Annotated in this window: 20 protein-coding genes, 1 tRNA gene and 1 pseudogene; 4 read left to right on the forward strand and 18 right to left on the reverse strand. The window is 37.1% G+C overall.

The genetic code is table 11. The annotated features are described in order from the left end of the window. Nucleotides 1–182: 182 nt before the first annotated feature. The 5 genes from H710_RS00170 to H710_RS00190 form a co-directional block, all read right to left on the reverse strand. The gene (locus tag H710_RS00170) at nt 183–1,610 is read right to left on the reverse strand and encodes an amino acid permease (RefSeq protein ID WP_041848849.1); all 1,428 of its coding nucleotides are present in this window, start codon (nt 1,608–1,610) and stop codon (nt 183–185) included. A gap of 616 nt (nt 1,611–2,226) precedes the next feature. Further along, complete coding sequence (locus H710_RS00175) at nt 2,227–2,781, reverse strand: biotin transporter BioY (RefSeq protein ID WP_041848850.1); 555 nt, start codon at nt 2,779–2,781, stop codon at nt 2,227–2,229. Then, nucleotides 2,778–3,431, reverse strand: coding sequence for an energy-coupling factor transporter transmembrane component T family protein (locus H710_RS00180; RefSeq protein ID WP_041848851.1), 654 nt, complete (start codon nt 3,429–3,431; stop codon nt 2,778–2,780). Before H710_RS00180 ends, H710_RS00175 begins: the two co-directional genes overlap by 4 nt. After that, nucleotides 3,428–4,108, reverse strand: a complete 681-nt coding sequence (locus tag H710_RS00185; protein ID WP_041848852.1) for an energy-coupling factor ABC transporter ATP-binding protein — start codon at nt 4,106–4,108, stop codon at nt 3,428–3,430. Before H710_RS00185 ends, H710_RS00180 begins: the two co-directional genes overlap by 4 nt. A 45-nt stretch (nt 4,109–4,153) precedes the next feature. After that, nucleotides 4,154–5,581, reverse strand: coding sequence for an amino acid permease (locus H710_RS00190; RefSeq protein WP_041848853.1), 1,428 nt, complete (start codon nt 5,579–5,581; stop codon nt 4,154–4,156). 465 nt (nt 5,582–6,046) lie between these two features. Here H710_RS00190 and H710_RS00195 point away from each other — a divergent pair. Further along, nucleotides 6,047–6,122: transfer RNA gene (locus H710_RS00195), tRNA-Thr, on the forward strand. Between the two features lie 177 nt (nt 6,123–6,299). On the opposite strand, the pseudogene lldD reads toward H710_RS00195, so the two are convergent. Both lldD and H710_RS00205 read right to left on the reverse strand, forming a co-directional pair. Further along, a pseudogene (lldD, locus tag H710_RS00200) lies at nt 6,300–7,438 on the reverse strand (FMN-dependent L-lactate dehydrogenase LldD). Between the two features lie 94 nt (nt 7,439–7,532). Beyond that, nucleotides 7,533–8,621 (reverse strand): 2'-deoxycytidine 5'-triphosphate deaminase, encoded by a 1,089-nt coding sequence (locus H710_RS00205; RefSeq protein ID WP_041849184.1) that lies wholly within the window; start codon nt 8,619–8,621, stop codon nt 7,533–7,535. A gap of 310 nt (nt 8,622–8,931) precedes the next feature. Here H710_RS00205 and mutL point away from each other — a divergent pair, with 310 nt between their 5' ends. After that, entirely contained in the window at nt 8,932–10,770 is a 1,839-nt protein-coding gene (mutL, locus tag H710_RS00210) for a DNA mismatch repair endonuclease MutL (RefSeq protein WP_041848854.1), read from the forward strand. 121 nt (nt 10,771–10,891) lie between these two features. Next, entirely contained in the window at nt 10,892–11,125 is a 234-nt protein-coding gene (locus tag H710_RS00215; protein WP_041848855.1) for a DUF2093 domain-containing protein, read from the forward strand. A 41-nt stretch (nt 11,126–11,166) separates the two neighbouring features. Here the strand turns inward: H710_RS00215 and lpxK are convergent, their stop codons facing one another. From lpxK to H710_RS00255, 8 genes are all read right to left on the reverse strand, one after another. Then, nucleotides 11,167–12,186: a tetraacyldisaccharide 4'-kinase gene (lpxK, locus tag H710_RS00220; protein ID WP_041848856.1), complete on the reverse strand. Its 1,020-nt coding sequence runs from the start codon at nt 12,184–12,186 to the stop codon at nt 11,167–11,169. A gap of 3 nt (nt 12,187–12,189) precedes the next feature. Then, nucleotides 12,190–13,500 carry a lipid IV(A) 3-deoxy-D-manno-octulosonic acid transferase gene (gene waaA / locus H710_RS00225; protein WP_041848857.1) on the reverse strand — a complete coding sequence of 437 codons (1,311 nt, stop codon included), beginning with the start codon at nt 13,498–13,500 and terminating at the stop codon, nt 12,190–12,192. 13 nt (nt 13,501–13,513) lie between these two features. Then, entirely contained in the window at nt 13,514–14,269 is a 756-nt protein-coding gene (locus tag H710_RS00230; protein ID WP_041848858.1) for a lysophospholipid acyltransferase family protein, read from the reverse strand. 82 nt (nt 14,270–14,351) lie between these two features. After that, complete coding sequence (locus tag H710_RS00235; protein WP_041848859.1) at nt 14,352–14,585, reverse strand: DUF4170 domain-containing protein; 234 nt, start codon at nt 14,583–14,585, stop codon at nt 14,352–14,354. A gap of 46 nt (nt 14,586–14,631) precedes the next feature. Then, nucleotides 14,632–15,435: a 3'(2'),5'-bisphosphate nucleotidase CysQ gene (locus H710_RS00240; RefSeq protein ID WP_041848860.1), complete on the reverse strand. Its 804-nt coding sequence runs from the start codon at nt 15,433–15,435 to the stop codon at nt 14,632–14,634. Beyond that, nucleotides 15,422–16,753 (reverse strand): TldD/PmbA family protein, encoded by a 1,332-nt coding sequence (locus H710_RS00245; protein WP_041848861.1) that lies wholly within the window; start codon nt 16,751–16,753, stop codon nt 15,422–15,424. Before H710_RS00245 ends, H710_RS00240 begins: the two co-directional genes overlap by 14 nt. 452 nt (nt 16,754–17,205) lie before the next feature. Then, the gene (gene rsmD, locus H710_RS00250) at nt 17,206–17,763 is read right to left on the reverse strand and encodes a 16S rRNA (guanine(966)-N(2))-methyltransferase RsmD (protein ID WP_041848862.1); all 558 of its coding nucleotides are present in this window, start codon (nt 17,761–17,763) and stop codon (nt 17,206–17,208) included. After that, nucleotides 17,744–19,243, reverse strand: coding sequence for a pseudouridine synthase (locus H710_RS00255; RefSeq protein WP_041848863.1), 1,500 nt, complete (start codon nt 19,241–19,243; stop codon nt 17,744–17,746). The genes rsmD and H710_RS00255 overlap by 20 nt, the downstream gene beginning before the upstream one ends. A gap of 162 nt (nt 19,244–19,405) precedes the next feature. Between H710_RS00255 and H710_RS00260 the strand changes: the two genes are divergently transcribed. Beyond that, a complete protein-coding gene (locus H710_RS00260; protein ID WP_041848864.1) occupies nt 19,406–19,855 on the forward strand; it encodes a nucleoside deaminase in 450 nt (149 codons plus the stop codon). A 331-nt stretch (nt 19,856–20,186) separates the two neighbouring features. Here the strand turns inward: H710_RS00260 and ileS are convergent, their stop codons facing one another. The 3 genes from ileS to H710_RS00275 all read right to left on the reverse strand — a co-directional run bounded on the left by ileS (nt 20,187) and on the right by H710_RS00275 (nt 25,185). Beyond that, complete coding sequence (ileS, locus tag H710_RS00265) at nt 20,187–23,102, reverse strand: isoleucine--tRNA ligase (protein WP_041848865.1); 2,916 nt, start codon at nt 23,100–23,102, stop codon at nt 20,187–20,189. A 229-nt stretch (nt 23,103–23,331) separates the two neighbouring features. After that, nucleotides 23,332–24,162: an outer membrane protein gene (locus H710_RS00270; protein WP_041848866.1), complete on the reverse strand. Its 831-nt coding sequence runs from the start codon at nt 24,160–24,162 to the stop codon at nt 23,332–23,334. Nucleotides 24,163–24,306: 144 nt separating this feature from the next. Beyond that, nucleotides 24,307–25,185 (reverse strand): outer membrane protein, encoded by an 879-nt coding sequence (locus H710_RS00275; protein ID WP_041848867.1) that lies wholly within the window; start codon nt 25,183–25,185, stop codon nt 24,307–24,309. Between the last annotated feature and the right edge of the window lie 33 nt (nt 25,186–25,218).

Below are 25,218 nucleotides of genomic sequence, written 5' to 3' on the forward strand. Positions count from 1 at the left end.
AAACTGACCATAATAAGAGCAGTTTTATTCAGATTAACAATATTGCAACTGAAATCATTCTTGGGTGGACCAAAAAACAATAACATCGGCCCTATACCCAGAACATATATTTAAAATTATTACTTAAAATCTATTAATTAAGGTAGAGGCTAAAGTTTTAATAAAGCCTCTATCATATTTATCTACCGCTTAAGCTTATATCCTACCACCAAAAGCAAACACCATATAGGAATGATGATAACTGCCAAACTCATGTCAGGTATTGGTACAGGAAGGTAAGAGTCAAGAGGGAATGCTTCTATTCCTATCATATGACAGAATCGAGTCATTAATCCATCTTGTCCAAAGCCACTGATAAACATAACGCAAAATAATATGGCAAGGAAGAAAAGACAGAGATAATTAGCATAAGGATATAAACCAAATGGATAAACAAACTTATCCTTTTTGTCTTTATGAGCTTTCCTAAATTTCAAATGAACAATAACAATAAGAGCCCACGTCATAGCTGCTGCTGTAGTTGACATAGCCATGACACGCGCAAAAACATTATCGGGCATTAAAGAATTAACAATGATAATTGTCGCAGTACAAAGTGACGAAAAAAGAACAGCGACATAAGGAACACGAGCACTACTCAATTTACCAAAAATACTTGGCGCATTTTTTTGTACCGCTAAACTGTAAAGCATACGACCATTCGAATAAAGACCACTATTGTAAACTGAAATAGCAGCCATAATTACCACAAAATTCAAAATATGGCCAGCTGCAGGAATGCCTACGCTTTCAAAAATAGTGACAAAAGGACTTTTCTCTTTTCCAATCATATTCCACGGCATTATCATCATAATAATACCGATAGAGCCAACATAAAAAAACATAACCTGTTGCATAATTTTACGAATAGCAGTGGGTATTGTTTTTTCTGGTTCCATTGCCTCTCCAGCAGCTACACCAACAAGCTCAGTTCCACAAAAAGCAAACATGATCACAGAAGTCGCCAATAAAACTCCTGTTGCTCCATAAGGGAAAAAACCGCCATGATCCCAGAGATGTTGGATACTCGCTTGCCCCCCATTCATCCCTGTGAGAACAAGGAAAATTCCAAAAATAATCATACCAATAACAGCTAATACTTTGATCAAAGCTAAACCATACTCAAATTCTCCATACAGGCGAACATCAATAAGATTGAGCAATGTAACAAGCGCAAGAACAATAAGAGATGTTTTCCAGTGATCGATCATAATCCAATAATCAAGATAAAGTCCAATAACTGTTATTTGAACCATGCTCGCAAGAACATAAAGAAACCAATAATTCCAACCCGCTATAAAACCAGCTAAATTCCCCCAATATTTATAAGCAAAGTGACTAAAAGCACCTGAAACTGGCTCTTCGGCTAACATTTCTCCAAGCATCCGCATAATAAAATAGATAATCAGCCCACCCAAAGCATAAGCAAGAATAGTTGAAGGTCCTGCTAATTGAATAGCTTCTGTTGATCCATAAAAAAGCCCTGTTCCAATGACGCCTCCCAAAGCAATCATTTGAACATGACGATCTTTAAGGCTACGCTTCAATTCGTTGTTTTTTACCTCAGACATTGTTCCTCACCATCATTACGTAATCGACCTTTATAAAAAAAGGTATTTATGTATTTTTATAAAAAATAAAAATTAATTTATTTTTCTATCGTTATGCAACTCGTTTATTTGAATGCGTCATATGAATTAATTTACTCAAATAATGGAAATAAATATAATTTTGTCCTCTATTTCAATTTATGACGTTTATCTTTGTTACACTAACAAAACATCATTCACCGATACTTCACGCTTCATAAACACGTTATGTTGAACTAAAATAGTTTTTGTTACAATATCGGATAATCTCTTTACAGACAGATATTTAGGAATTCAACCAATTTATACACAGCTTTATGCCACTAAATTCCCTCATTAAAAGGTCACGACACAAAAATAAAAGGTATTTCCATTAATTTACTCAATTATATTTTTTGCTTTTTTAGCGTTTTTCAATATTTTCATAAAAAATTTGATAACATTACAGCATTGTTCCTAAGAATAATGACTCTAATAATTATACTCCCTTTATTCAGCATCTTCTCTTCTTTGTTAGATACAGAAAAAGAAAGTAATTATTGCTCAATAATGATCTACCTTTCTCTTTTTGTTTCTCAAAATCCTGTATGAGTACCAATTATCTGTTTTTGGGAAAAATGAGAGGGATAGTTTTCTTAACGGTAAGTGCTATAGAGGAAACAATCAACACTTTTAAAAAATCGCCAACTATAAAACCTAATGATCCTACTAAAGCAGTAAATAAAGGAATTTGAGTGATATAAGCAACCCACGGTATGCCAAAAAGATATACAATTCCAATACCGCCCATAGCATTTATCAAAACTAGTGTCACAAAATTGAGCCTCTGCCAAAATAACTCAACCATACAACCAACAAAAAATGCAGCAAATGGGTAACCTATCATATAACCACCACCAGCTCCTAAAAAGGCACCAACACCCCCGCGACCACCAGCTAATAGAGGAAGGCCAATGGCAACAAGAAAAAGAAAAAGCGCTGATGCTAAAGCTCCCCTCTTCGCTCCTAATATAGATCCTGCCAACATCGACCCCATAGACTGAGCGGTAATCGGAACTCCAACCAAAAAAGGGAGAAGAATAGGCGGGAAAAGACCTAAAGCTGCGTAGATGGCAGCAAATAAAGCAATATAAATTAGATCTTTTGTACTCATTCAATTATTCCTTCTGTATCAGAATTTTTGTTATCATTCGATAGCTTATCAATATCACTGTCATAAGAACGCGCATCTAATGCCTCAGCAACTTCCGAGGCCATCTTTATTGTGCGTATAATTAAAGGCATAGAAAGAGCTATAATATTTGTATCAAGCCCTCGTGCTTTCTGTGCTTCACGTATTTCACTAAATTTTTCGCTAACAACAGGAATAAACCTAATCGCCATGGACAAAACCATACCCAATTTTGATGGATTAACACCACAGTACTGAAAAGGTCGAAGCCCTGTTTCAATTGAGTGCACCATATCTGAAACTTTGGTTGTTAACGAAACAAGCGATGCTAAAGAAATGAGAAGTATAAAACGCGATATAATCCAAAATCCCGTAAGCCAATTATCAAAAATAGCTTGAAAAACAAATACCAGAACTAAAAATGGGCATACTGGTTTAATCTGCTTTACCACATGATGAAAAGGGATCTCAGCCATTCTATACAATAAGACAACGAACAGTAAAAATAGTAGAAGAACAGATATTGACGAAATCCAAAATATACTGGCTCCACACAGAGTAAGAAATATTAGCTTAACTCCTGGCCGCAACTTATGAATCAATGTATCCTTTGGGAGATATAAACCAATCATGTCATTCTTGTTACATATTCTTTGATAGCAACTGTAGGTATATCATCAACAACTATCTCTCCCTTATCAAAAACGAGAACTCTATCAAAATTTTCTAAAAATTCTAAATCATGCGAGACGACAATTGCTTGTTGCGGTAATTCTTCTATAACTTGCGCAATTCGGCGTTTATTACGTAAATCAAGTAATGTCGTTGGCTCATCAAAAATAATATAATCTGGTTTCATTGCTACCACACCCGAAATAGCAATTAATTGTTTTTGTCCACCACTTAATAAATGAACAGCATGATCTTTGAACGCTTGGAGATCATAACGCTGTAAAATTTCATCAACACGCTCTCTAATTTTATCTTTGCTCAGTTTTAAATTTTTGAGACCAAAAGATAAATCTTCTTCTACCAATGGTAGTATAATTTGATTATCAGGATTTTGAAACACAAATCCCACTTTACGTCTTATAGCCTTTGCGTCATGCTTTGTATCAAGCCCATCAACACTTACAGAACCATTTGATGGTAGTTGTAAACCATTAATAAGACGAACAAATGTACTCTTTCCAGACCCATTCGCACCAACAATAGCAACTCGTTTTTCAATAATTTGTACTGTAATATCTCTTAAAACGCACACATGATCAAAGACTTGTGTCACTTTATCAAATTTTATTATTCCCAAGATTTATTCCTATCAACCCATTTAAGTGCTCTTTTTAGAAATTATCTATCGCTTAAACTTATATCCTACTATTAAAAGCAAACACCATATAGGAATGATTATAACTGCCAAACTCATATCGGGCATCTGTACAGGAATATAAGAATCAATAGAAGGAACTTCTATTCCTACCATATGACTGAGTTGGATCATGAATCCATCTTGCCCAAAACCACTGATAAACATAATGCATACCAATAAAGCAAGAAAACAAAGGCAAAAGTAATTAGCATAAGGATATAAACCAAATGGATAAATAAGCTTATCTTTTTTACTTTTATGCGCTTTTCGAAATTTCAGATGAACAATAACAATAAGAGCCCAAGTAATAACCGCCGCTGCAGTTGCAATAGTCATGATACGCATAAAACTATTATCAGGCATAAGGCAATTAACAACAACAATCACTGCAGTACAAAGTGATGAAAAAAGAACGCCAACATAAGGAACACAAGCACGATTCAATTTACTAAAAATACGTGGCGCATTTTTTTGTACCGCTAAACTGTAAAGCATACGACCATTCGAATAAATACCACTATTATAAACTGAAATGGCAGCCATAATTACCACAAAATTCAAAATATGACCGGCCGCAGGAATGCCTACAGCTTCAAAAATAGCAACAAAGGGACTCCCATTTTTTCCAATCATATTCCACGGAATTATCATCATAATAATACCAATAGAACCAATATAAAAAATTAAAACTCTCCACATAACTTTACGAATAGCAATAGGAATTTCTTTTTGCGGATTCGATGTCTCTCCAGCAGCCACACCAATCAGCTCAGTTCCACCGAAAGAAAACATGATCACAGAAGTCGCCAATAAAACTCCTGTTGCTCCATAAGGGAAAAAACCGCCATGATCCCAGAGATGTTGGATACTCGCTTGCCCCCCATTCATCCCTGTGAGAACAAGGAAAATTCCAAAAATAATCATACCAATAACAGCTAATATTTTGATCAAAGCTAAACCATATTCAAATTCTCCATAAAAGCGAACATGAATAAGATTAACCAATGTAACCAAAATAAGAACAATGAAAGATGATTTCCAATGATCGATCATAATCCAATGATCAAGATAAAATCCGATAACTGTCAGTTCCGCCATACTAACAAGAATATAAAGAAACCAATAATTCCAACCCGCTATAAAACCAGCTAAGTTCCCCCAATATTTATAAGAAAAAAAACTGAAAGCACCTGAAACTGGTTCTTCAACCAACATTTCCCCAAGCATTCGCATAATAAAATAGATAATTATACCACCCAAAAGGTAAGCCAAAATAGTCGCAGGCCCCGCTAATTGAATAGCTTCTGTTGATCCATAAAAAAGCCCTGTTCCAATGACGCCCCCTAAAGCAATCATCTGAATGTGACGACTTTTAAGGTCACGCTTCAATTCATCGTGTTTTACCTCAAACATCAATTTCCCCCTCATTTTTGTGTACCAACCTTTACACAAAAGACACTTATGTATTTTTTAAAACACAGATAGTAATTTATTTTTTCACTATTTTGCAACTCATTTATTTGAATGCATTACAAAAATTTAAAAGTAAAAAATTCATTCTTCTAAGTCTGCAAACCGCTCTACGAAAATATTTAAATTTCTAAACAGTGCATCCAAACTTTTTATTGATCAGTTACTATACGCAAAAGCTCAATAATATACCTTTCTTCGCTTAGTTAACTTAATTTTGATTCTATTAAATCAATCGATTTTCATATGACATAATTTTTACTCACAAAAAAATACGCACAATTTGTTGCAAAACGTCTCTTTTCAATCTCCACCCCATAAAATCTCAAAAAATTGCATGCTTGCTTTTATACGTACTTTTAGCTATTACCCTCACTCTAATTTCTATCTAATTAATTACAAACTTATGCCGCATTAGCTCAGTCGGTAGAGCACATCATTCGTAATGATGGGGTCGCTGGTTCGAATCCAGCATGCGGCACCAAAAACAGCCATAAAATTAATTCAATAAAATTTTAAATTGTAATTCTTTCCATTGCGAAATTTGTATTAGAAATTATTAGAAACATATCAAAAACGACATATTAAGTTACACCTTTCTCGCACTCAATAACCAATAACTCTTTTGCCAAAAAATTACCTCATATCCTTCTGTCTCTAATCAATCTTTTAGATATCCATCATGAACGAGAATCTCATGTGTAATCTCTCTAATTGCGCACACGCCAATCAATGTCATATCTTTAGCAAAAAGATCAAACAAGTGAGTAACACCTTTCTCACCTGCAGCGGCAAGCGCATAAACAAAAGCGCGGCCAATCATAACGGCATTCGCCCCTTGTGCTACCATGCGCACAATATCAAGACCAGAACGAACACTAGAATCAGCTAAAATAGCGATATCACCTTTTACAGCTTCAGCAATCATAGGTAAGGCTTGTGCAGTTGACAACACTCCATCAAGCTGGCGTTCACCATAATTAGACACCACAATCCCATCTGCACCAAATTTTACTGCCTCACGCGCATCTTGTGGATCAAGAATACCTTTCAAAATCATTCTTCCTTTCCAAAAGTCGCGTATCCATTGTAAATCAGACCAACCAATTAATGGATCAAAATTTGCATTAAGCCAACCAATATAATCTTCTCATTTGACTTTTCTCTGGAAATAAGTAGAAATATTTGCAAGATTATGCGGACGTCCCATAATACTAACGTTCCAAGCCCAATGCGGGTGAATCATAGCCTGTAAAACCACGTACTCTAGCATAAGGACCAGCCATCCCTGAGTGAGCATCACAATAACGCGCATCAGGAACTGGTATATCAACTGTAAAAACCAATGTACGCACGCCAGCTTCCCAAGAACGCTCCAACACATCACTCATGAATCCACGATCCTTTGAGAACATAAAGTTGAAACCAAAATGCATTTCCAACAGCTGCTTGCGCCTCTGAAATAGGGCAAACTGAAACTGAAGAGAGAGTGAACGGAATGCCTTTCGCAACGGCTGCACGCGCTACTTGTACTTCATCACGACGCGCATACATACCCGTTAACCCAACAGGAGCAAGCACCACCGGCATATCAAGAATTTGATCAAAAATCTTTGTTGAAAGATCAACCTCACCAATCTGACTCAAAATTCGCTAACGCAATGTCAGTTTACAAAGATCTGTATAATTACGCCGCATTATCTCTTCGGCATAAGCATCACCATCAATATAATGAAATAAGAAAGGAGGTAATCGACGTTTTGCTACTTTGCGATAATCAAATATTGAAGAAATAATTATCACGATACCATAACTTCATCGATGGATCAGGCTCAATGTTTCCTTTTCAGAAGAGAATTTGCACATGCCTTATCAAATTTTCGTATTTCTAAATTTATTTAAAATGCTTGGACAATTTTAATCCCTGTGCTTGATAATGTGAACCAATATCATGACCATAAAGTACTGATGGCCTATTAAGCATATGTTCATACACCAAACGCCCAATAATTTGACCATGTTCTAAAATAAATGGAACTTCATGATTGCGAACTTCCAAAACTGCTCTTGCCCCTTTTCCACCTGCTTCTACATGCCCAAATCCTGGATCAAAAAAACCAGCATAATGCACTCTGAATTCACCAACCAAAGGATCAAATGGTGTCATTTCAGCTGCATAAAGTGGAGGAACATGGATGGATTCCCGCGAAGCTAAAATATAAAACTCATCAGGATCAAGAACGAGTTCTTTTCGACCATAATCATAAAGAGGTTCCCAAAAATCTAAAACATCAGCAACAGCGCGTTTATCAACATCAATAACACTCGTATGACGTTTACCACGATAACCTACAAACCCATTTTCATCTCCCTTTAAATTAATGGAGAGTGCAACACCTCCATCACTAATGTTGGGAACATCATCCGATATGAGTGTTTCATTTTTGTGCAAAGTGTACAATTCAACTTCATTTAAACAACTTTGCCCCTTCCGAAATCGAAGTTGTGATAAACGCGAACCTGTACGGACCAAAATCGGAAATGTCCGTGGACTAATTTCAAGATAAAGTTGACCATGATAACCTGCACCAATTTTATCAAATTCCTGAGCATTATCAGTGATTATACGTGTAAAAATATCTAACCGTCCTGTCGAACTTTTAGGGTTCGCTACCGCAGAAAACATTTGTGGTAAAGCTAAACTTTCCAAAAGAGGAACAATATAAACACAACCCGTTTCTAAAACTGCTCCATCTCGCAAATCAAACTCATGCAACTTTAATCGTTCAAGCTTATCAAAAACTTGTATATCGGGTCCTGGCATAAAGGAAGCACGTATACGATAGGCTTTATTTCCTAAACGTAAATCAAGACTTGCGGGTTGTACTTGATCCGTATCAAACGTGCTTATAGATTGAAGAATACCATTATCAATTAAGGCTTTTATATCACTATCTGCAAGAATGCCACTTGTACGCACCATATATTTGTTTTCCATTTTTCTTGACTGCTTTTTGACCTAAATCATAATTGGTCTAAATTGTTTTAAAGACAATAAATAATTTAATTTATCTTTTTCTAATTTAACTAACTGGTTTGCAACCATAATTAATGATTTAAGTAAAGAACTACATGATAAGAGAAGGACTAATTGTGAGCAACTTTTTCTATTGGAAATAAATTAAATTCATTTCAAACATACTGTTTCCAACTACTTTTGCGTATTCAGCGAATATTATTATCTTTTTCCAAAGTTTCTATACAAAAAAAGTAAAATCTGTTAAAATTTATTTATGATTATACGCCATCTTAGCGAAAATATTATTAATCAAATTTCCGCTGGGGAAGTAATTGAGCGGCCAGCTAATGTTATCAAAGAACTTGTTGAAAATGCTATTGATGCGCAAGCAACCCGAATCGAAATTTCCATAGTAAACGGTGGAAAAAATTTTATAAGAGTCAGTGATAATGGCTGTGGCATTCCAGAAGATCAATTGATTTTAGCCGTTTCTCGCCATTGTACATCTAAAATTGTCGATGACATAAGCAATATCTGCTTTCTTGGTTTTCGAGGAGAAGCTCTCCCCTCTATTGGTTCTGTTGCCAAACTTAAGCTAACCTCACGAACGCAAGATGCTGATAATGCTAGTGAAATTAGCATTATAGCAGGAAAAATTAAAAGACCAAAACCCGCTGCTGCTAATCCTGGAACTATTGTTGAAGTTCGTGATCTTTTTTTTGTTACACCAGCACGATTAAAGTTTATGAAAACAGATCGTGCTGAAACAAATGCGATCACGGATATGATTAAACGAATTGCTATCGCATTTCCACATATTCGCTTTTCTCTTTCTAGCACAGATCGAATGCTCATGGAATTTCCTGCTACAGAAAACAACACTCAAGGGCAATTGCAACGTATTACACAGATCATGGGAAAAGAATTTGCACCCAATAGTATAGCACTTAATGCTGAACGCGAATCCGTTCGTTTAACTGGTTTTACCTGCTTACCATCTTTCAATCGCAGCAATAGTCTGCACCAATTTGCTTATGTTAACGGACGCCCAGTACGTGATAAATTGCTATGGGGAGCAATTCGAGGAGCCTATGCTGATTCTATCGCCCGGGATCGTCATGCTGTCTCTATTCTTTTTATTGATTTGCCGCCTGCCGATGTAGATGTCAATGTGCACCCAACGAAAGCTGATGTGCGATTTCGTGATCCAGGTTTAATTCGCGGCTTAATTATTGGAGCAATCCATGAGGCTTTGCATCAAGCTGGTGTTCGTCATACCTCAACACACTCTGAATCAGCGCTGACAGCATTTCAAATACATCCATTAGAAAATTTAAAGAGTACTCAAAGGCCTTTTTCTTATACCTCACAACCATATCATAATAGGCTATCAACAACCACATCAATGCTTCAAAACCCCTTAAATGACTCTATTGATTTAAGAGAAGATACTGTTCCTATGATGGAATGCTTAAGCGCACCAAGTGGTGATACACGGGCAACAACCCACACTTCTCCAACAGAAGAATTACACTATCCACTAGGTGCTGCAAAAGCACAAATTCATAAAAACTACATTATTGCTCAAACCCAAGATAGCCTAATCATTGTTGATCAGCATGCAGCACATGAAAGATTGATCTATGAAGCACTTAAAAACGCGCTTTATTCCAAACCACTCTCTTCACAATTATTGCTTATTCCTGAAATTGTGGAACTTTCTGAAGAAGATGCAGCATGTCTTTTAACACACAAAGATTCTTTGCAAAAATTTGGTCTAGGAATTGAACCATTTGGGCCTGGTGCAATCCTTGTGCGTGAAACACCTGCTATATTAGGAGAAATAAACGCACAAGCTCTTATTAAAGACCTTGCTGACGAAGCAGCTGAATATGATACAATAAGTAATTTAAAGGCAATGCTTGATTATGTTGCAGCAACTATGGCTTGCCATAGCTCAATACGTTCAGGGCGCCTCCTGCGTCCTGAAGATATGAACGCACTTTTACGACAAATAGAAGCAACACCCCATTCAAGTACATGCAATCATGGCCGCCCTACTTATATTGAACTTAAACTTGCTGATATAGAGCGCCTTTTTGGTAGAACATAAAACTTGATTAACTATTGTAACTGGGAAAAAATATTTTTAAATTCACTCTCAATTATATAAAGCGCCTTACGATACCTCTTAACATGATCTCTTTATAAAAAACAGAAAGGACATATAAAGGATGTTTTCTAGTGATGAACGTGAAGCAATAATTCATTATTCAAGTGGTGGATATGAAATTGTAAAATATGGAACGTACACTCTTTGTGCTGTCAGTGGACAAAAAATCCCTATAGATGATCTAAAATACTGGAACCATGAGCGACAAGAAGCATATGCCTGTTGTGAATTTTCTTATCAGCGTGAACTGGAATGCAATTCATATCTTCGCCAATTGTTAAATATGAAAAAATAACCCTTTGATCCTCCATAACACTAAGAAGAATTTTTAACAGATTACAAAAAATGTTTTCGTTTCTTAAAACGAGCAATAACTTCTTCAAGCAACATATAACAAAAATCTGCTTGAGCAAAATCAAGTGTGACATCAAATACGATCAAATTTTCTATATCTTTTTGCAAAGCTTTTACTCGTATACGTGTGTAATCCTTCGCAGTTGTAGCTAACCATAGATTTTGAATCTTAGCCTTTTGTTTAAGATTTTTTAGATCCGTATCAGTAAAAAAATAATGGTCAGGATAAGAGCAAGCTTCTATAACATGGCCAGACATTTCTTTAATGGATTTAAAAAACTTATCTGGGTTGCCAATACCCGCAAACGCTAAAAAAGATTTTCCAGAAACCTCATCAGAGGCCAAAGGTTTAAGATAAGCATGATGCAAAGACTTGCCAGTACCCGTTATAAAAGCATCCACATGATTATAAGCCTTCAAACGGCCAATGCATAAAACACTATCCATCAAAGAAAGCTGCGTTTCTAAAGGTGCACGCAAAGGCCCTGCCGGAAAAACAGCCCCATTCCCTAAACCGCGCATGGCGTCTACAACGAGCAATGCATAGTCCATATAAAGGCGACGACTCTGAAACCCATCATCCATCAAAATAAGATCACAGCCTTCTTCTTTAAGTCGTTGTGCTGCTGCATAACGATCAGGTGATATTGCAACCAAAGCATGGCGTGCTAGTAAAAGTGGTTCATCTCCCACATGATACGCATCATCACATTCCACATCGACAAGATGTACCCCTTTAACTGTTCTGCCATAACCACGTGATACGACTCCGGGCTTTAAACCAAGCTTCTTAGCAGCTTGAGACAAAGCAATAACAACAGGCGTTTTACCTGCCCCTCCTAGTGTGAAATTACCAACACATAAAACTGGCAAGTCAATAACAGGAGGCTTCCTTTCCATACCACGACATGCAAAATAGCCATAAACTTTAGAAAATGGCGTCAGTAAAAAACGTAGAAAACTTTTATTTTTCCACCAAAAATGGGGAGCGCTAATATACATTACCTACTCTGAACACTGGCTTAGAGTTTTTTGAATGATAAGTGGCTGCAAAAACGGATATAAAACCTTTAACGTACATTCAAAAGCGCCCGCCATATTTGTTGCCACCTCATAAGCTTTATCGACCATTTTCTGCCTCAACGCTTCATTTTTTAAAAGCTCATTCACTTGAAGGGTAAGTTGTATCGTATCTTTAACCATATAAGCTGCATCATGAGACAAAAATTTCTCAAATATATCCTGGAAATTTGAGACATGCGGCCCTGTGACAATAGCTGCACCAAGAAAAGCAGACTCTAATGGATTATGACCACCACGACTACATAAAGACTTACCAATAAAAGCAACTTGTGATAAACGTAGGAAAAGTCCCATCTCTCCAATCGTATCTCCCAACAAAATATCCGTCTCAACATCTAGAACAGCATTATTGCTTCTACGAACAAAATGCATGCTTTGATCATTACACATCTTAATAATATCACCTGCACGCTCAGGATGACGTGGAACGATAATAGTCAATAAATTGGGCCAATGTTTCTTAAGAGTCTTATGAACCTCAAGAGCAATTTGTTCTTCTCCTTTATGAGTGGAAACAGCTGCCCAAACTGGACGATTTCCAACAGCATGGCGATAACGCATGAGTAATTCCTGATCTTCAACTGGAATAATATCAGCCTTGAGATTTCCAGAAAGCACAACAGATTTCACTCCAAGCGTTTGATAACAAGCTACATCTCTTTCATTCTGGCCAACAGCCACATCAATATGCCTAAAAACATATTGAGCGAGAGCTGGCCATCTTTCCCAAGCTTGAAAAGAACGTTCAGATATATGAGCATTCACCCAAATCTGCGGAATACGCATTTTAGAAAGCTCTATAATACGTAAAGGCCAAATTTCTGATTCACACGTCAATACCAAATCAGGCTTCCAATGGCCAAGAAAACGGCGCACAACCAACTCTAAATCCAATGGAGCATATTGATGAATTAACCGATTACCAAAATATTTCTGTACAAAGATAGAAGATGTTACCGTACCTGTTGTTAATAATACATTGATTTTCAAAGATAAGATATGATTAATGAGTGGTACAAGAGCCTGTGTTTCTCCAACACTAACCGCATGAAACCAAATTAACGGACCAGAGGGACGCACTCTAAAACTTTTACCTAAACGTTCTTTTTGGCGCCTTAGTTTTTCTTGATCACGTACAGAAAGAAAAAATAAATAAAAGAAAATCAGAGGATACAAACAAAAGCCAATTATTCGATAGAGAAAAAAAACCGTACATGCCTTTAATTCCATCATTTTTCATTAAACCTCATTGATCATTTCTGAGGCGGCTATAAGCTTCATCTGTCAAGCGATTCATCATATCTGTTAATTCCATACGTTTCTCCTCCAACAGAATGTCATCTGCATCATTAGGAACGAAAAGTGCTTCCCCCATAAGAAAGATTGAACGACCAAAAGGAAGCGGAATTGCAGTTTTATCCCATGTATTTTCAAGAATTTTCTCTCGTGAAAATGCGTATATGTAAGGAACAATGGGACGACCAGATATTTTAGCTAATAAAATAATTCCTTTTCCAACTTCCCGTGCTTTTCCATTTGCAATATCCGCAATCATAGCCACTGTCTTGCCGGATTTGAGGGAATTTTTAAGCGTCAACAACGCTTGTGCCCCTCCTTTATTAACATAATGTGCTTTACTGCGCCCCCCCGAACCACGTACAATCTCAAGCCCTAATTTTTTTGCTAATTGTGCGTTGATCTCTGCGTCTGCAGAGCGAGAAAACATCCCCATAATTACCTCATCCGAAGGACGAAGAAAAGGCCCCATAATGTGGCGTCCATGCCAAAAAGTAATAATAAACGGGTTATAGGTATTATGTGCCTGCCGTGCATCATCTGAACTTTTCAGCCGCGGATTTGTCCAATAAACAAAACGCAAATAGTTTGCCAATACCCAAACAAAAAAAACCTGTACAAACCAATTTTTTAACAATAAATTGCGATTTTTTCTCCAAAATCGCCCTAAAATCCCCCCTTTCTCCTTTTGAATTATTTTACTCATGTAATATTAAATCCAGCTCATTAAATATCGTTGTCCAGCTTAAGCTTAAAAAAATGATTAAATGTTTAAACTTTATTATGCATCACTTAATTTCAGAGTGAAGAGATTGATGCAAGTCAACAATATAATAACGTTGTAATGCGTTGTCTACAGTACTTTGTGCTTTCGCTCGCCATGCATCTTGCGCTGATTGATAGTCCATGAAAATACCAACAATATCCAAATCATCTGGATTTTTGAATTCATTACTATTAAGATTTTTTAGTTCCCCACCAAATACAAAATACAGCAACTGTTTTTTGTTGTCTTCAGTCATATTCACCTACGTATTCATGAAAAAATTTCAATATGCTGTTATTTGATTAAACTAACTTTGCTCGACGAACAATATCTATCATATTTTGACAGCATTTTTTTTCACCAGCAATTAAAAATCCATACTGATAAACTTCACCCCCATAAGGAATAAATGGTGCATCAAGCGACATAAAATGCCCTCCACATTCTTGAAGAATCAGATCAGCAGCAGCAATATCCCAATCATGGCAATTTGGTCGAACTACCATAATATCAATTTCACCTTGAGCAACAAGAACTATACGGTAAGCAAGAGAAGGAATATCAGAAAAAGAACTAGCTTGATTACAAAAATCATGTGGTAATTTTTGAGCAATCGATTTATCAAGAAAAACCCTATATTTTTGATTGATCTGAGATTTAATAAGAGGCAATCTTACGCCATTTAGTGTCGCTCCTTCACCAATAACAGCTGCATAAACGTCACCCTTAGCAGGACACTGCAAAACAGCTACAACAGGACGCCCATTTTCAATAATAGCAACTGAAATACACCAATAAATACTGCCAGCAAGAAAACCGCGAGTTCCATCAATGGGATCAACTACAAAACAGCGCCCATGAGTCTGTAATTTTCTCTCATCTTCCATTTCTTCTGAAATCCAACCATAATCAGGCCGTGCTCCAATAAGTCTTTCCTTTAAAAAGTGATTAATTGCAGAATCTGCTTCACTAACTGGTGAATTGCCATCTTTCATCCATACTTTCAGCTCACATCCAAAATATCTCATCGCTAAATCTCCTGCTTCCTGACAAACATCAAGCAAAAGATTGAGATCAAAGGAATAGTGCGCGTTATTTTCCTGCAAGTGTCATCCCTTCAATTAATAATGTTGGAGCAGCTGTACTATAATGCCAATCAATATCGTTTGCAGGTGTTAAATGTGCTAACATATGAAGTAAATTAGAACCTAACGTTACTTCACTCACGGGATAAGCAATCTCACCATTCTCAATCCAAAAACCGGAAGCGCCACGACTATATTGACCTGTTACAAAATCAACACCATGCCCAAATAATTCTGTAACATAAAAGCCCTTTCGCAGAGCTTTTATCATATCATGAGGCGATACTAAACCCGGCTCAATAGCAAAGTTAGTACTTGCTGGTTGAACAAACGACCCAGAACGTACACCACGCCCATTCGTTTCAAGCCCTAATTCACGCGCCGAAGATGATGCAAGAAGCCAATTTTTTAAAACACCATTTTCAATGATATTCAGTGCTTTCCCTTCTACTCCTTCACCATCAAAAGGGCGAGAAGCATTTCCACGCAATCTTAAAGGTTGATCTGTCACATTGATATTAGACTTCATCACTCTTTGCCCCTTTAAATTTTGTAAGAGGCTGGTTTTGCGCGCAACTGATGCTCCATTAACCATAGATGCAATATGCCCAGCAATGCCACGAGCTGTACGTGGATTAAAAATAACATCAATATCCCCCGTAGCCACACGAACTGCTCCTAAACGTCTAACCGCACCTATTCCTGCATTTCTACCTACAATTTCTGCTTCTTTCAAATCAGAAAAATGCAAAGCCATTGTATAATCATAATCCCGTTCCATCATCGTGCCTTCACCAGCAAGTGCACTACAAGAACGTGAAAAACTACTAGAACGATAAGAACCACAAAAACCATTGCTCGTAACAAGAATAACTCCGTTATTACCATAGGCTGTTGCAGCACCACCAGAATTGCTAACCCCTTTAACATCAAGAGCTGCAGCTTCCACTTTCAACGCATCCTCTGTCAAAAAATCACTTTGTGGAACAAAATTATCAAAAAGATCAAGATCCTGGGGATGTGTAACTAAGTATTTTTTATCAACCAGACCTTCAAAAATACTGTCAGGTGAAGCTTTAGCCATAGCAATAGCACGTTCTGCTAGTTCTCGCGAATGAGTTGCTAAATTAGCAGAAACACTTGCCACTTTCTTTCCAACAAAAACCCTCAATGTAAAATCATCACTCTCTGAAGCCTCTGTCGACTCAACTTTACCAAGGCGAACTGATACAGAAACAGAACGTGAGCGGATAACAACAGCATCAGCAGCATCAGCCCCAAAATGCTTAGCTGCTTCAACCAAAGAAACAGTTTTATCAATCTGGTCTTCAATAAGCATCATAGACTCCTATAAATATCTATCATTCAGTTTGGCAAGCAATCTGGAGAATTTATAAAATGTAATTTCTGTATACTGATAGCTTTTAAATTATACACCGTAAATGCACTCTTTTTCTTTTAATAAATCGAATGATTGTTTCCTCTAATTTTTTACAAATCTGCATCCACAATCGAATCAATAAGAGATCTCATAAATAACGCTTGAGCTTTCAACCCAAATCCCCAAGCACTCCCCCAAAAGCGGATTTTTCTAAGTTTACACTGCTTGCTTTTCCGCTATCAAGTGCTCAATCAATTTTATCTTATTCTCCCTTTATCATTCTTGAGAAAATATAAGGAAATTCCTTCTCTCCACAGCAATTAATTTGCACATGTATTGTGCTATCCCATTAATTAACAAGCAAGAATATTAAATTCGGATTAGAATAAAACTTTCCTCACATGTGCAAATTATGGCTGAAGTTTATAGATACGTATTGCTGTATCACCATAAAAACGCTCATCATCCAAACAAAATATATCAGGCAAATTAACTATCGCTTCTTTTGCTTCTTCAAGTATGAAGAGTGCGTCAGCTTTTGCCCATCCCCCTTTTAAGACTTCTATAAAAGCCAATTCACCTAAACGATACCCATAAGGAGGATCTGCAAAGATGACATCAAAGGGCAGCATTGTCCCAATATTACCCAGTTTGGTTGCATCACGGCGCAAAATCCGTCCAATGCCTTGCAACCCAAAAGATTCAATATTTTTTTGAATTAAGCTGCGCCCTTCAATTGAATTTTCAACAAAAACAGCAGTTTTTGCACCACGCGAAAGTGCTTCAATCCCTAAAGCACCCGTGCCAGAAAAAAGATCAAGAATACGCTTACCGATCCAAAATTGTTCTTTTCGACTGGAAAAAATATTAAAAATGCTTTCACGTGTACGATCACTTGTCGGGCGAATAGACTGACCTCTAGGCGAAAATAAAACACGCCCCGCAAATTTACCACTTACGACTCGCACGCTCCCCTCCAAATGACTTAGACATTTTTACATCCGTGTGATACGATTTAGATTTCCTCGTACTATCATAAGATACTTTAGATCTTCGTTTGCTATTTGAAAAATTCTGATTACTATCTCCCTTAACAATTTTTTCTTCTTTCTTAGAAAACCGAAGATTCTGACTAGAAATACGTGCTTCAGAATGCAGTATTTTTCTGTGTTTTTTATTTAAACTAGTAGACTTTTCTTTCTGGAAACGACCTTCTGGTTGCTTTTCCTTGTTTTTATATAAGAATTTTTCATCAGAAAAAACTTTCGAACGATCTTGATTATCCTCTTCACCATAATAAGGTCTTTTGTGTGTAATCTGCGGGCGTGCACCAGAAGCCATCCAAACATTAGAACAACGTGAACGCGATGAAAAAAACTCTGTTTTCCTTTGTTTTATAGGCTGCTCATTAGGCTTTGTACTTAATCGAGTACGATTATGTTCAATAAAGCTATCTTTTTTGCTACGCTGTTTATGATTACCGCTAGAAAAAATCCATTCATTATTTGCTTGAGATAATTTTTTACTGCTTTTTTGTTTCACAAAAACCGCAGAATTTGAAAATGGCTTTAAAATAGGAGCATCAAAATTTGCATTCGCCTGCATAATTAAACGCTCACCCAATTGATCACGTAATGTCCGACCTTTTAATTCACGGACTGCTCCTTCTTCCAGATCAGACAACTGAAACGGACCGTAGGACACACGTATCAAACGATTAACTGATAACCCTAAAGCACTCAAGAAATTCTTAATTTCACGATTCTTTCCTTCACGTAAAGCTACAGATAGCCATACATTCGATCCCTGCTCACGATCAATTGATGCTTCAATCGAACCATAAAAAACACCATCAATTGCAATACCGTTTTTAAGCTTATCAAGCTCACTCTGTTTAATCTTTCCGTGAGCACGAACCCGATATTTACGTACCCATCCCGTTAAAGGAAGCTCCAATACGCGTGCTAAACCACCATCATTGGTCAACAACAATAACCCTTCTGTATTAATATCAAGCCTACCTACAGAAACAACACGAGGCATTTCTTTCGGCAAATTATCAAATACTGTCGACCTTCCTTCAGGGTCACGGTTGGTAGTCACTAATCCTGAAGGCTTATGATAAAGCCATAACCGCGTGCGTTCTATAGGAGGAATAGGTCTCTCATCCACTGTAATGAGATCAGAAGGAATAACATTCAAAACAGGAGTTGTCACAACTGTACCATTTACAGCAATACGACCTGCGATAATCATCATTTCTGCATCACGACGTGATGCTATACCGGCACGCGCTAACCTTTTAGCAATCCGCTCACTGTCACAGTCGGTATATACGTCCTCTTCATTTTGGTTTTTTCCAAACTGTTCAGATAATGCATCACCTGTCCTATGTCGTTTCTTATGTTGTTTATTCTGAAAAGTAGGGGTAGCGCAATCATTTATCATTTTCTATCCTTCGGTAGCCATAATGTACCTGTTTACTTCTAAATCAGCTTTAGATCCTTTTAAAAAGGAATAAAATCCTTGTATTATAAAAAAGCTTACTTACTTCACAGCAAACCTTTATATAACTTTTGATGATTTCCTCTTCAAATAAGAAAGCAAAATATGACACTAACTCCTATGGAAATAGCCCTTTTAGAAGCGCAATTAGCAGCAGAAAAAGGTGAAGTCCCTGTAGGCGCTGTCATTACACGCGGAAAAACAATCATTGCCCGCGCTGGCAACTCTATAAAAAAACCGTATTACGATCCTACAGGACATGCAGAAATACGTGTCATTCGTATGGCTTGTAAAGCACTCAAAAGCGAAAGGCTGCCCGATTGCAATCTTTACGTAACACTTGAACCCTGTGCGATGTGTGCTGCAGCTATTTCATTCACACGCATACAGCATCTCTATTATTCAGCAAGTGATTCAAAGGGTGGAGCTATCGAACATGGTCCGCGCTTTTACCAACAACCAACCTGTCACCACAAACCTGATGTATATTCTGGTTTTAAGGAAAGAGAGGCTATTCAATTACTTAAAGATTTCTTTGCACAAAAGCGGAAATAAAAAATTTCTTCTTTCACCTGAAAAACTTACCCCTTGAACAATAAAGCCTCTCTTTTGAAAAAGATGGTTAATTCTTTTATTAAAACCCAATTACAAAACAATTTTCTTTTTGTTTTTTTATCCTACTTATTAATCAATGGATCAGTATTAACTGATTAATACTCCATCAAAAGAAAATCACTCAGACACCGACGATCTACCTCTCTTTGATTTGCCTCTTATTGATATAAATTTTCTACTATTAAACAGCCTTCTCTTATCAATAGCAGAAATTAAATGACTACAAAGCTTTTAACTCCTCTCATTGAGATCATCCTTGATCTAAGAGCTTTTAAACTTTACCAAGAGCCCGTAATTCACGCAAAGCAGCTGCATCACGAGCAGATACATCAGGATACTCTGGGTCACTTCCAATATCCTGAGTATAACGCCATGATCGAGCACATTTTTTACCATCAGCTTTTCCTGAAAACACACCAACACCTTCAACATCATTTAAAATAAAAGCATCTGATGGAGGCATTTCCTGAATAACTGTCAAAGCGCTAGTGATACAGATTTCCGCCATATCTATATTTTCTAATGCTTCCAATAAGACTGAGTTAGAAATAAACACAATAGGTGCAGCTTCCAAAGACGATCCAATACGCTTATCTGCTCGTTCAATCTCTAAAGCACCCGTAACAACTTTGCGAACTTTTCTAATTTTTTTCCAACGTTCAGCTAAAAGTTCATTTTTCCACTCCGCTAAAGCAGGATGAAACTGCTCCAAATGCACTGAACGACTCTCTGGATAACGCTCTAACCAAGCTTCTTCCATTGTAAAAGGCAACATCGGCGCAAGCCATGTTACTATCCGCTCAAAAATCTCACGAACAACTTGCAAAGAAGCCTTACGTTTTAATGACGAAGGCGCATCACAATAGAGAGAATCTTTGCGAATATCAAAATAAAATGCAGATAAATCAGTAATTGCAAAATCTAACAATGCACGCATAATTTTCTTAAAATCAAATGCATCATAAGAGCGATGAATTAATTGATCGAGTTCATAAAGCTGATGTAATATAAATTTTTCAAGATCTGGCATAGAGCTATAGGGAATTTTTTCACCTTGATCATGTGATAAAGTGCCAAGCATCCATCGAATAGCATTCCGCAATTTACGATATGAATCCACACTCGTCTGAAGAATCGTTTTACCTAAACGCTGATCTTCCCAATAATCAGTTGTCATCACCCAAAGACGAAAAATATCAGCACCAAATGTCTTCAAGAGATCTTGTGGAACAACTGTATTTCCCAAAGACTTAGACATTTTCTTGCCATGTTCATCTAAAGTAAAACCGTGTGTAACCACTGTTTTGTAAGGTGAATGCGCACGCGTACCACAACTTTCCAAAAGAGAAGACTGAAACCAACCACGATGTTGATCAGATCCCTCAAAATAAACATCAGCAGGCCATTGCAAATCAGGACGATCCTCTAACACAAAACTATGTGTTGTCCCTGAATCAAACCAAACATCTAAAATATCACGCACCTGATACCAAGATTCATGTGAACGAGAACCTAAAAAACGTTCACGTGCACCTTCTGCAAACCATGCATCTGCTCCTTCTTCTTCAAAAGCTTGCAAAATACGCTTATTTACTTCTTGATCTTTCAAAATGAGACCATCCTCATTTGCAAAAATACAAATAGGAACACCCCAAGCACGCTGACGAGACAACACCCAATCAGGACGATCTGCTATCATAGAAGCTAAACGATTTTGACCAGAAGCAGGAACAAAACGTGTTGTTGAAACAGCTTTTAAAGCTCGACTTCGTAATGTTGAACCATCACCAAGATCTTTATCCATTGCAATAAACCATTGCGGTGTATTGCGAAAAATGATTGGTTTTTTCGAACGCCAACTATGAGGATATGAATGTTTCAAACGACCACGTGCAAATAATCGATGTGCTTTAATCAAAGCGTTAATAACCTCTTTATTTGCATCACCCATTTTTCCATTTTCATCGATAACACGAGCAGCTCCCTTTTGACGATCTGGCCCAAAACCAGGAGCATCTTTTGTATAAAAACCAGCATCATCAACAGGAAAAGGAATAGACGAATCAATACCTGCCTGTTCCAAAATAAGTTTATATGCATTCCAAATTTCAAAATCCTCACGCCCATGGCTAGGTGCTGTATGGACAAAACCTGTACCAGTACTATCCGTCACATGCGAACCATCAAGCATCGCAATTTTATAGCTGTAACCTCCAGAAAAACCTTTAAGTGGATGAAAAAGAACAAGTGTTTTCAATTCCTCAGCAGAAACAGAACGTAAACGTTTCAAAACAAGCTTTGCTTTTTCTGCACAAGAATCAGCTAAAGCATCAGCAAAAAGTAATCTTTCCCCTGCTTGAGGACCAAAATCATTTTCTGCACTTTCAACTTCATAAACACTATAAGCAATCTGCGAAGAATAGCTAACTGCACGATTACCAGGAATGGTCCATGGTGTTGTTGTCCAAATAACAACAAAGGCACCGTGTAAATCATCAGAAATGGTTTCAAAAATTGGAAATTTAACCCAAATAACATCCGACTCATGATCGTGATATTCAACCTCTGCTTCAGCCAAAGCTGTACGCTCAACGACAGACCACATTACAGGTTTTGAACCACAATACAGCTGATCTGACATAGCAAATTTTATCAATTCACTAGCAATGCGCACTTCTGAGTGAAAAGCCATCGTAGTGTAAGGATTTTTAAAATCACCTATAATACCAAGACGCTTAAATTCTTCACTTTGAACAGTTACCCAATATCGCGCAAACTCCCGGCATTCTTGACGAAATTCGTTAAGGGGAACATCATCTTTATTTTTTCCCTGGGAGCGATATTTTTCTTCAATTTTCCATTCAATAGGAAGTCCGTGACAGTCCCAACCAGGAACGTAATTCGCATTAAAACCACGCATTTGAAATGAACGAATAATAACATCCTTTAAAACTTTATTTAGAGCATGCCCAATATGAATGTTACCATTTGCATAAGGTGGCCCATCATGTAGAATATAGCATGGACGTTCTTTTGCTTGCTGGCGCAGTTGAACATAAAGATCCATGTCTTCCCACCGTGCTAACAATTCAAGTTCTTTTTGTGGCAAACCAGCACGCATAGGAAAATTGGTTTGTGGCAAATAAAGCGTTTTTGAATAATCTATCGTTTCATTTTTCACAGCCATTGTGAAATTTCCCTATCCACTTTTATGATTTTATTTTTGTATAACTTCTTTGAATCTTGCCCCCTAATTATTTAAACAAATAATTCACTTAAACACTAATCAAAAGACACATCATCTGTCCTAGAGCTCTATCATGAAACTCTTCAAAAATAAAACCATAAAATAAAACTAAAAAAATAAAAGACCCTGTTAAAAACAGGGTCTCTTAATCATTTAATTATTTAACAAATTAGAACTTATACGCAATACCAACATGGAAATCATTGATCTTGTAGTTCACTTCAATTTTTTCGTTTGCAAATTTCTTTTTACCTAAATCTGAAAAACGATATTCTGTACGCAAGAAAATGTTACTGTCCACTGCAAAGTCAAGACCTGTACCAACAGCATAACCAACCATCAACTTTTCTTCTTTTTCACCATTTTTTGAAGAATCATTGGCCAAAACGTGCAGATTAACGCCTCGGAACTGCCCATAAGCAACCCCCCCAGTAACATAAGGCATAAAGCGCTCAATAGCAAAACCAACACGAGCACGTGTGGCACCAACCCACCGCTGTTTGAAAGCGTACTCACTTATCAGCGGCTTAATTGTAGCAAGACGAGCACCCCCACTTTGTCCCTGAGTGCTACGACTATCTGTTTCAAATCTTAAAACGCTTTCTTCAGCTTTCCTGAGCGGCACAGTCTTTTTATCCCCTTTATTAGACCACAATGCATCTGTTTCAATACCAAAAATAAGGCCTTCACCCAAGTTAACATTAGAACCTACATAAAAACCACCTGAAAAACCTGAGATTTCAGGCAATAATTTTTTTTCAACTGAACTCCACTTGTTTTCTTTATAATGATCTATACCAATCTTACTTGAGAAACCGCTTATCTGACCACCCAAATAGACACCTGTCCAAGAAAGATCAGAAGCAGCAGCAAAAACAGATGACGACGCTGCAGGTACTTCTTCTTTCATTTCATTCGTAACAACAATATCAGCTGCATTTACCACAGAGGATGAACCCAAACTGATACCCAATAGAACACTTAGATATCTCATTTTCATAGATTTATCTCCATAAACAAATATTCGAAATGAAATCTACATAAAACACTATTTTTAAAATATCTGTAGTAAAAATGACACAATCACAAATAAAATAAAGGCCCTGTAAAAACAGGGCCTCCAATCATTTAATTATACAAAAAATCAGAATTTGTAAGCAACACCAACACGGAAATCATTGGTTTTGTAATTTGTTTCGATCGCGTCTTTTACAAATTTCTTTTTGCCAAAATCAGAATAACGATATTCTGTACGCAGAATAACATTGTCGGTCATCGCAAAATCAACACCAGCACCAAGGGTATAACCAAGCATTGTCTTTTTCTCATCGGTTATAGTACCAGAAGCAAGTACATCAAGTGCTTCTGCACGTACTGCTTTGCTAGCACCATCACCTTCAGTACCGCCACCGCCTTCAGTACCAGTATCTTTCACACCTTTTAAGATAGCTGAACCAATAGCTTGTACCTGCGTGTAAGCAACACCCCCTGTGATATAAGGCATAATACGGTCAGCACCAAAACCGATGCGTACCCGTGTGGCACCAGCCCACTTTTCTTTAAGAGAAAAATTCTGTGTAAGTTCCTTAATTTGACCCTCAGCGACCTCAATTTTATTCTCATCAAAAATCTGCTTGAAATCATCTTCATCATTTACAGTCTCTGCCTTATGATTGGAAGATAATTTACCTTCCTTATCAGCCCAAAGAATATCTGTATCAACACCCAAAACAAGGCCACTGCCGAGATCAATATTAGAACCTGCATACAAACCACCTACAAAACCTGAAACTTTCAGATCTTTATCTGCAAAAGGCCATTCTGAATCTATACCAACAGCTTTAAAGTCATGTTTACCTGAAAGACCACCAATTTGACCACCAAGGTAAAGACCTGTCCACGAAAAAGTGGGAACAGAAATAATCGGTGATATTTCCTGGGGAATCATAACATCCGCTGCCTGCGCTGCAGAAGCTGAAATCAAAGCGCAAACAGACGCTGTCATTAAACATTTTATATTCATAATATACTCCGTAAGTTAAGAATGAAGAATGTA

The sequence above is a fragment of the Bartonella bacilliformis Ver097 genome (genome assembly GCF_000709795.1).
In the GTDB taxonomy this organism is placed as follows: domain Bacteria; phylum Pseudomonadota; class Alphaproteobacteria; order Rhizobiales; family Rhizobiaceae; genus Bartonella; species Bartonella bacilliformis_A.

What these genes read in the sequence shown, in the direction of transcription:
- mutL (WP_041848854.1), top strand. Translation starts at nt 8,932, where the DNA reads ATGATTATACGCCATCTTAGCGAAAATATTATTAATCAAATTTCCGCT.
- ileS (WP_041848865.1), bottom strand. Translation starts at nt 23,102, where the DNA reads ATGGCTGTGAAAAATGAAACGATAGATTATTCAAAAACGCTTTATTTG.
- lpxK (WP_041848856.1), bottom strand. Translation starts at nt 12,186, where the DNA reads ATGTATATTAGCGCTCCCCATTTTTGGTGGAAAAATAAAAGTTTTCTA.
- H710_RS00175 (WP_041848850.1), bottom strand. Translation starts at nt 2,781, where the DNA reads ATGAGTACAAAAGATCTAATTTATATTGCTTTATTTGCTGCCATCTAC.
- waaA (WP_041848857.1), bottom strand. Translation starts at nt 13,500, where the DNA reads ATGATGGAATTAAAGGCATGTACGGTTTTTTTTCTCTATCGAATAATT.
- H710_RS00180 (WP_041848851.1), bottom strand. Translation starts at nt 3,431, where the DNA reads ATGATTGGTTTATATCTCCCAAAGGATACATTGATTCATAAGTTGCGG.
- H710_RS00260 (WP_041848864.1), top strand. Translation starts at nt 19,406, where the DNA reads ATGACACTAACTCCTATGGAAATAGCCCTTTTAGAAGCGCAATTAGCA.
- H710_RS00270 (WP_041848866.1), bottom strand. Translation starts at nt 24,162, where the DNA reads ATGAAAATGAGATATCTAAGTGTTCTATTGGGTATCAGTTTGGGTTCA.
- H710_RS00235 (WP_041848859.1), bottom strand. Translation starts at nt 14,585, where the DNA reads ATGACTGAAGACAACAAAAAACAGTTGCTGTATTTTGTATTTGGTGGG.
- H710_RS00205 (WP_041849184.1), bottom strand. Translation starts at nt 8,621, where the DNA reads ATGGTGCGTACAAGTGGCATTCTTGCAGATAGTGATATAAAAGCCTTA.
- H710_RS00170 (WP_041848849.1), bottom strand. Translation starts at nt 1,610, where the DNA reads ATGTCTGAGGTAAAAAACAACGAATTGAAGCGTAGCCTTAAAGATCGT.
- H710_RS00230 (WP_041848858.1), bottom strand. Translation starts at nt 14,269, where the DNA reads ATGAGTAAAATAATTCAAAAGGAGAAAGGGGGGATTTTAGGGCGATTT.
- H710_RS00190 (WP_041848853.1), bottom strand. Translation starts at nt 5,581, where the DNA reads ATGTTTGAGGTAAAACACGATGAATTGAAGCGTGACCTTAAAAGTCGT.
- H710_RS00275 (WP_041848867.1), bottom strand. Translation starts at nt 25,185, where the DNA reads ATGAATATAAAATGTTTAATGACAGCGTCTGTTTGCGCTTTGATTTCA.
- H710_RS00245 (WP_041848861.1), bottom strand. Translation starts at nt 16,753, where the DNA reads ATGCTTATTGAAGACCAGATTGATAAAACTGTTTCTTTGGTTGAAGCA.
- H710_RS00215 (WP_041848855.1), top strand. Translation starts at nt 10,892, where the DNA reads ATGTTTTCTAGTGATGAACGTGAAGCAATAATTCATTATTCAAGTGGT.
- H710_RS00255 (WP_041848863.1), bottom strand. Translation starts at nt 19,243, where the DNA reads ATGATAAATGATTGCGCTACCCCTACTTTTCAGAATAAACAACATAAG.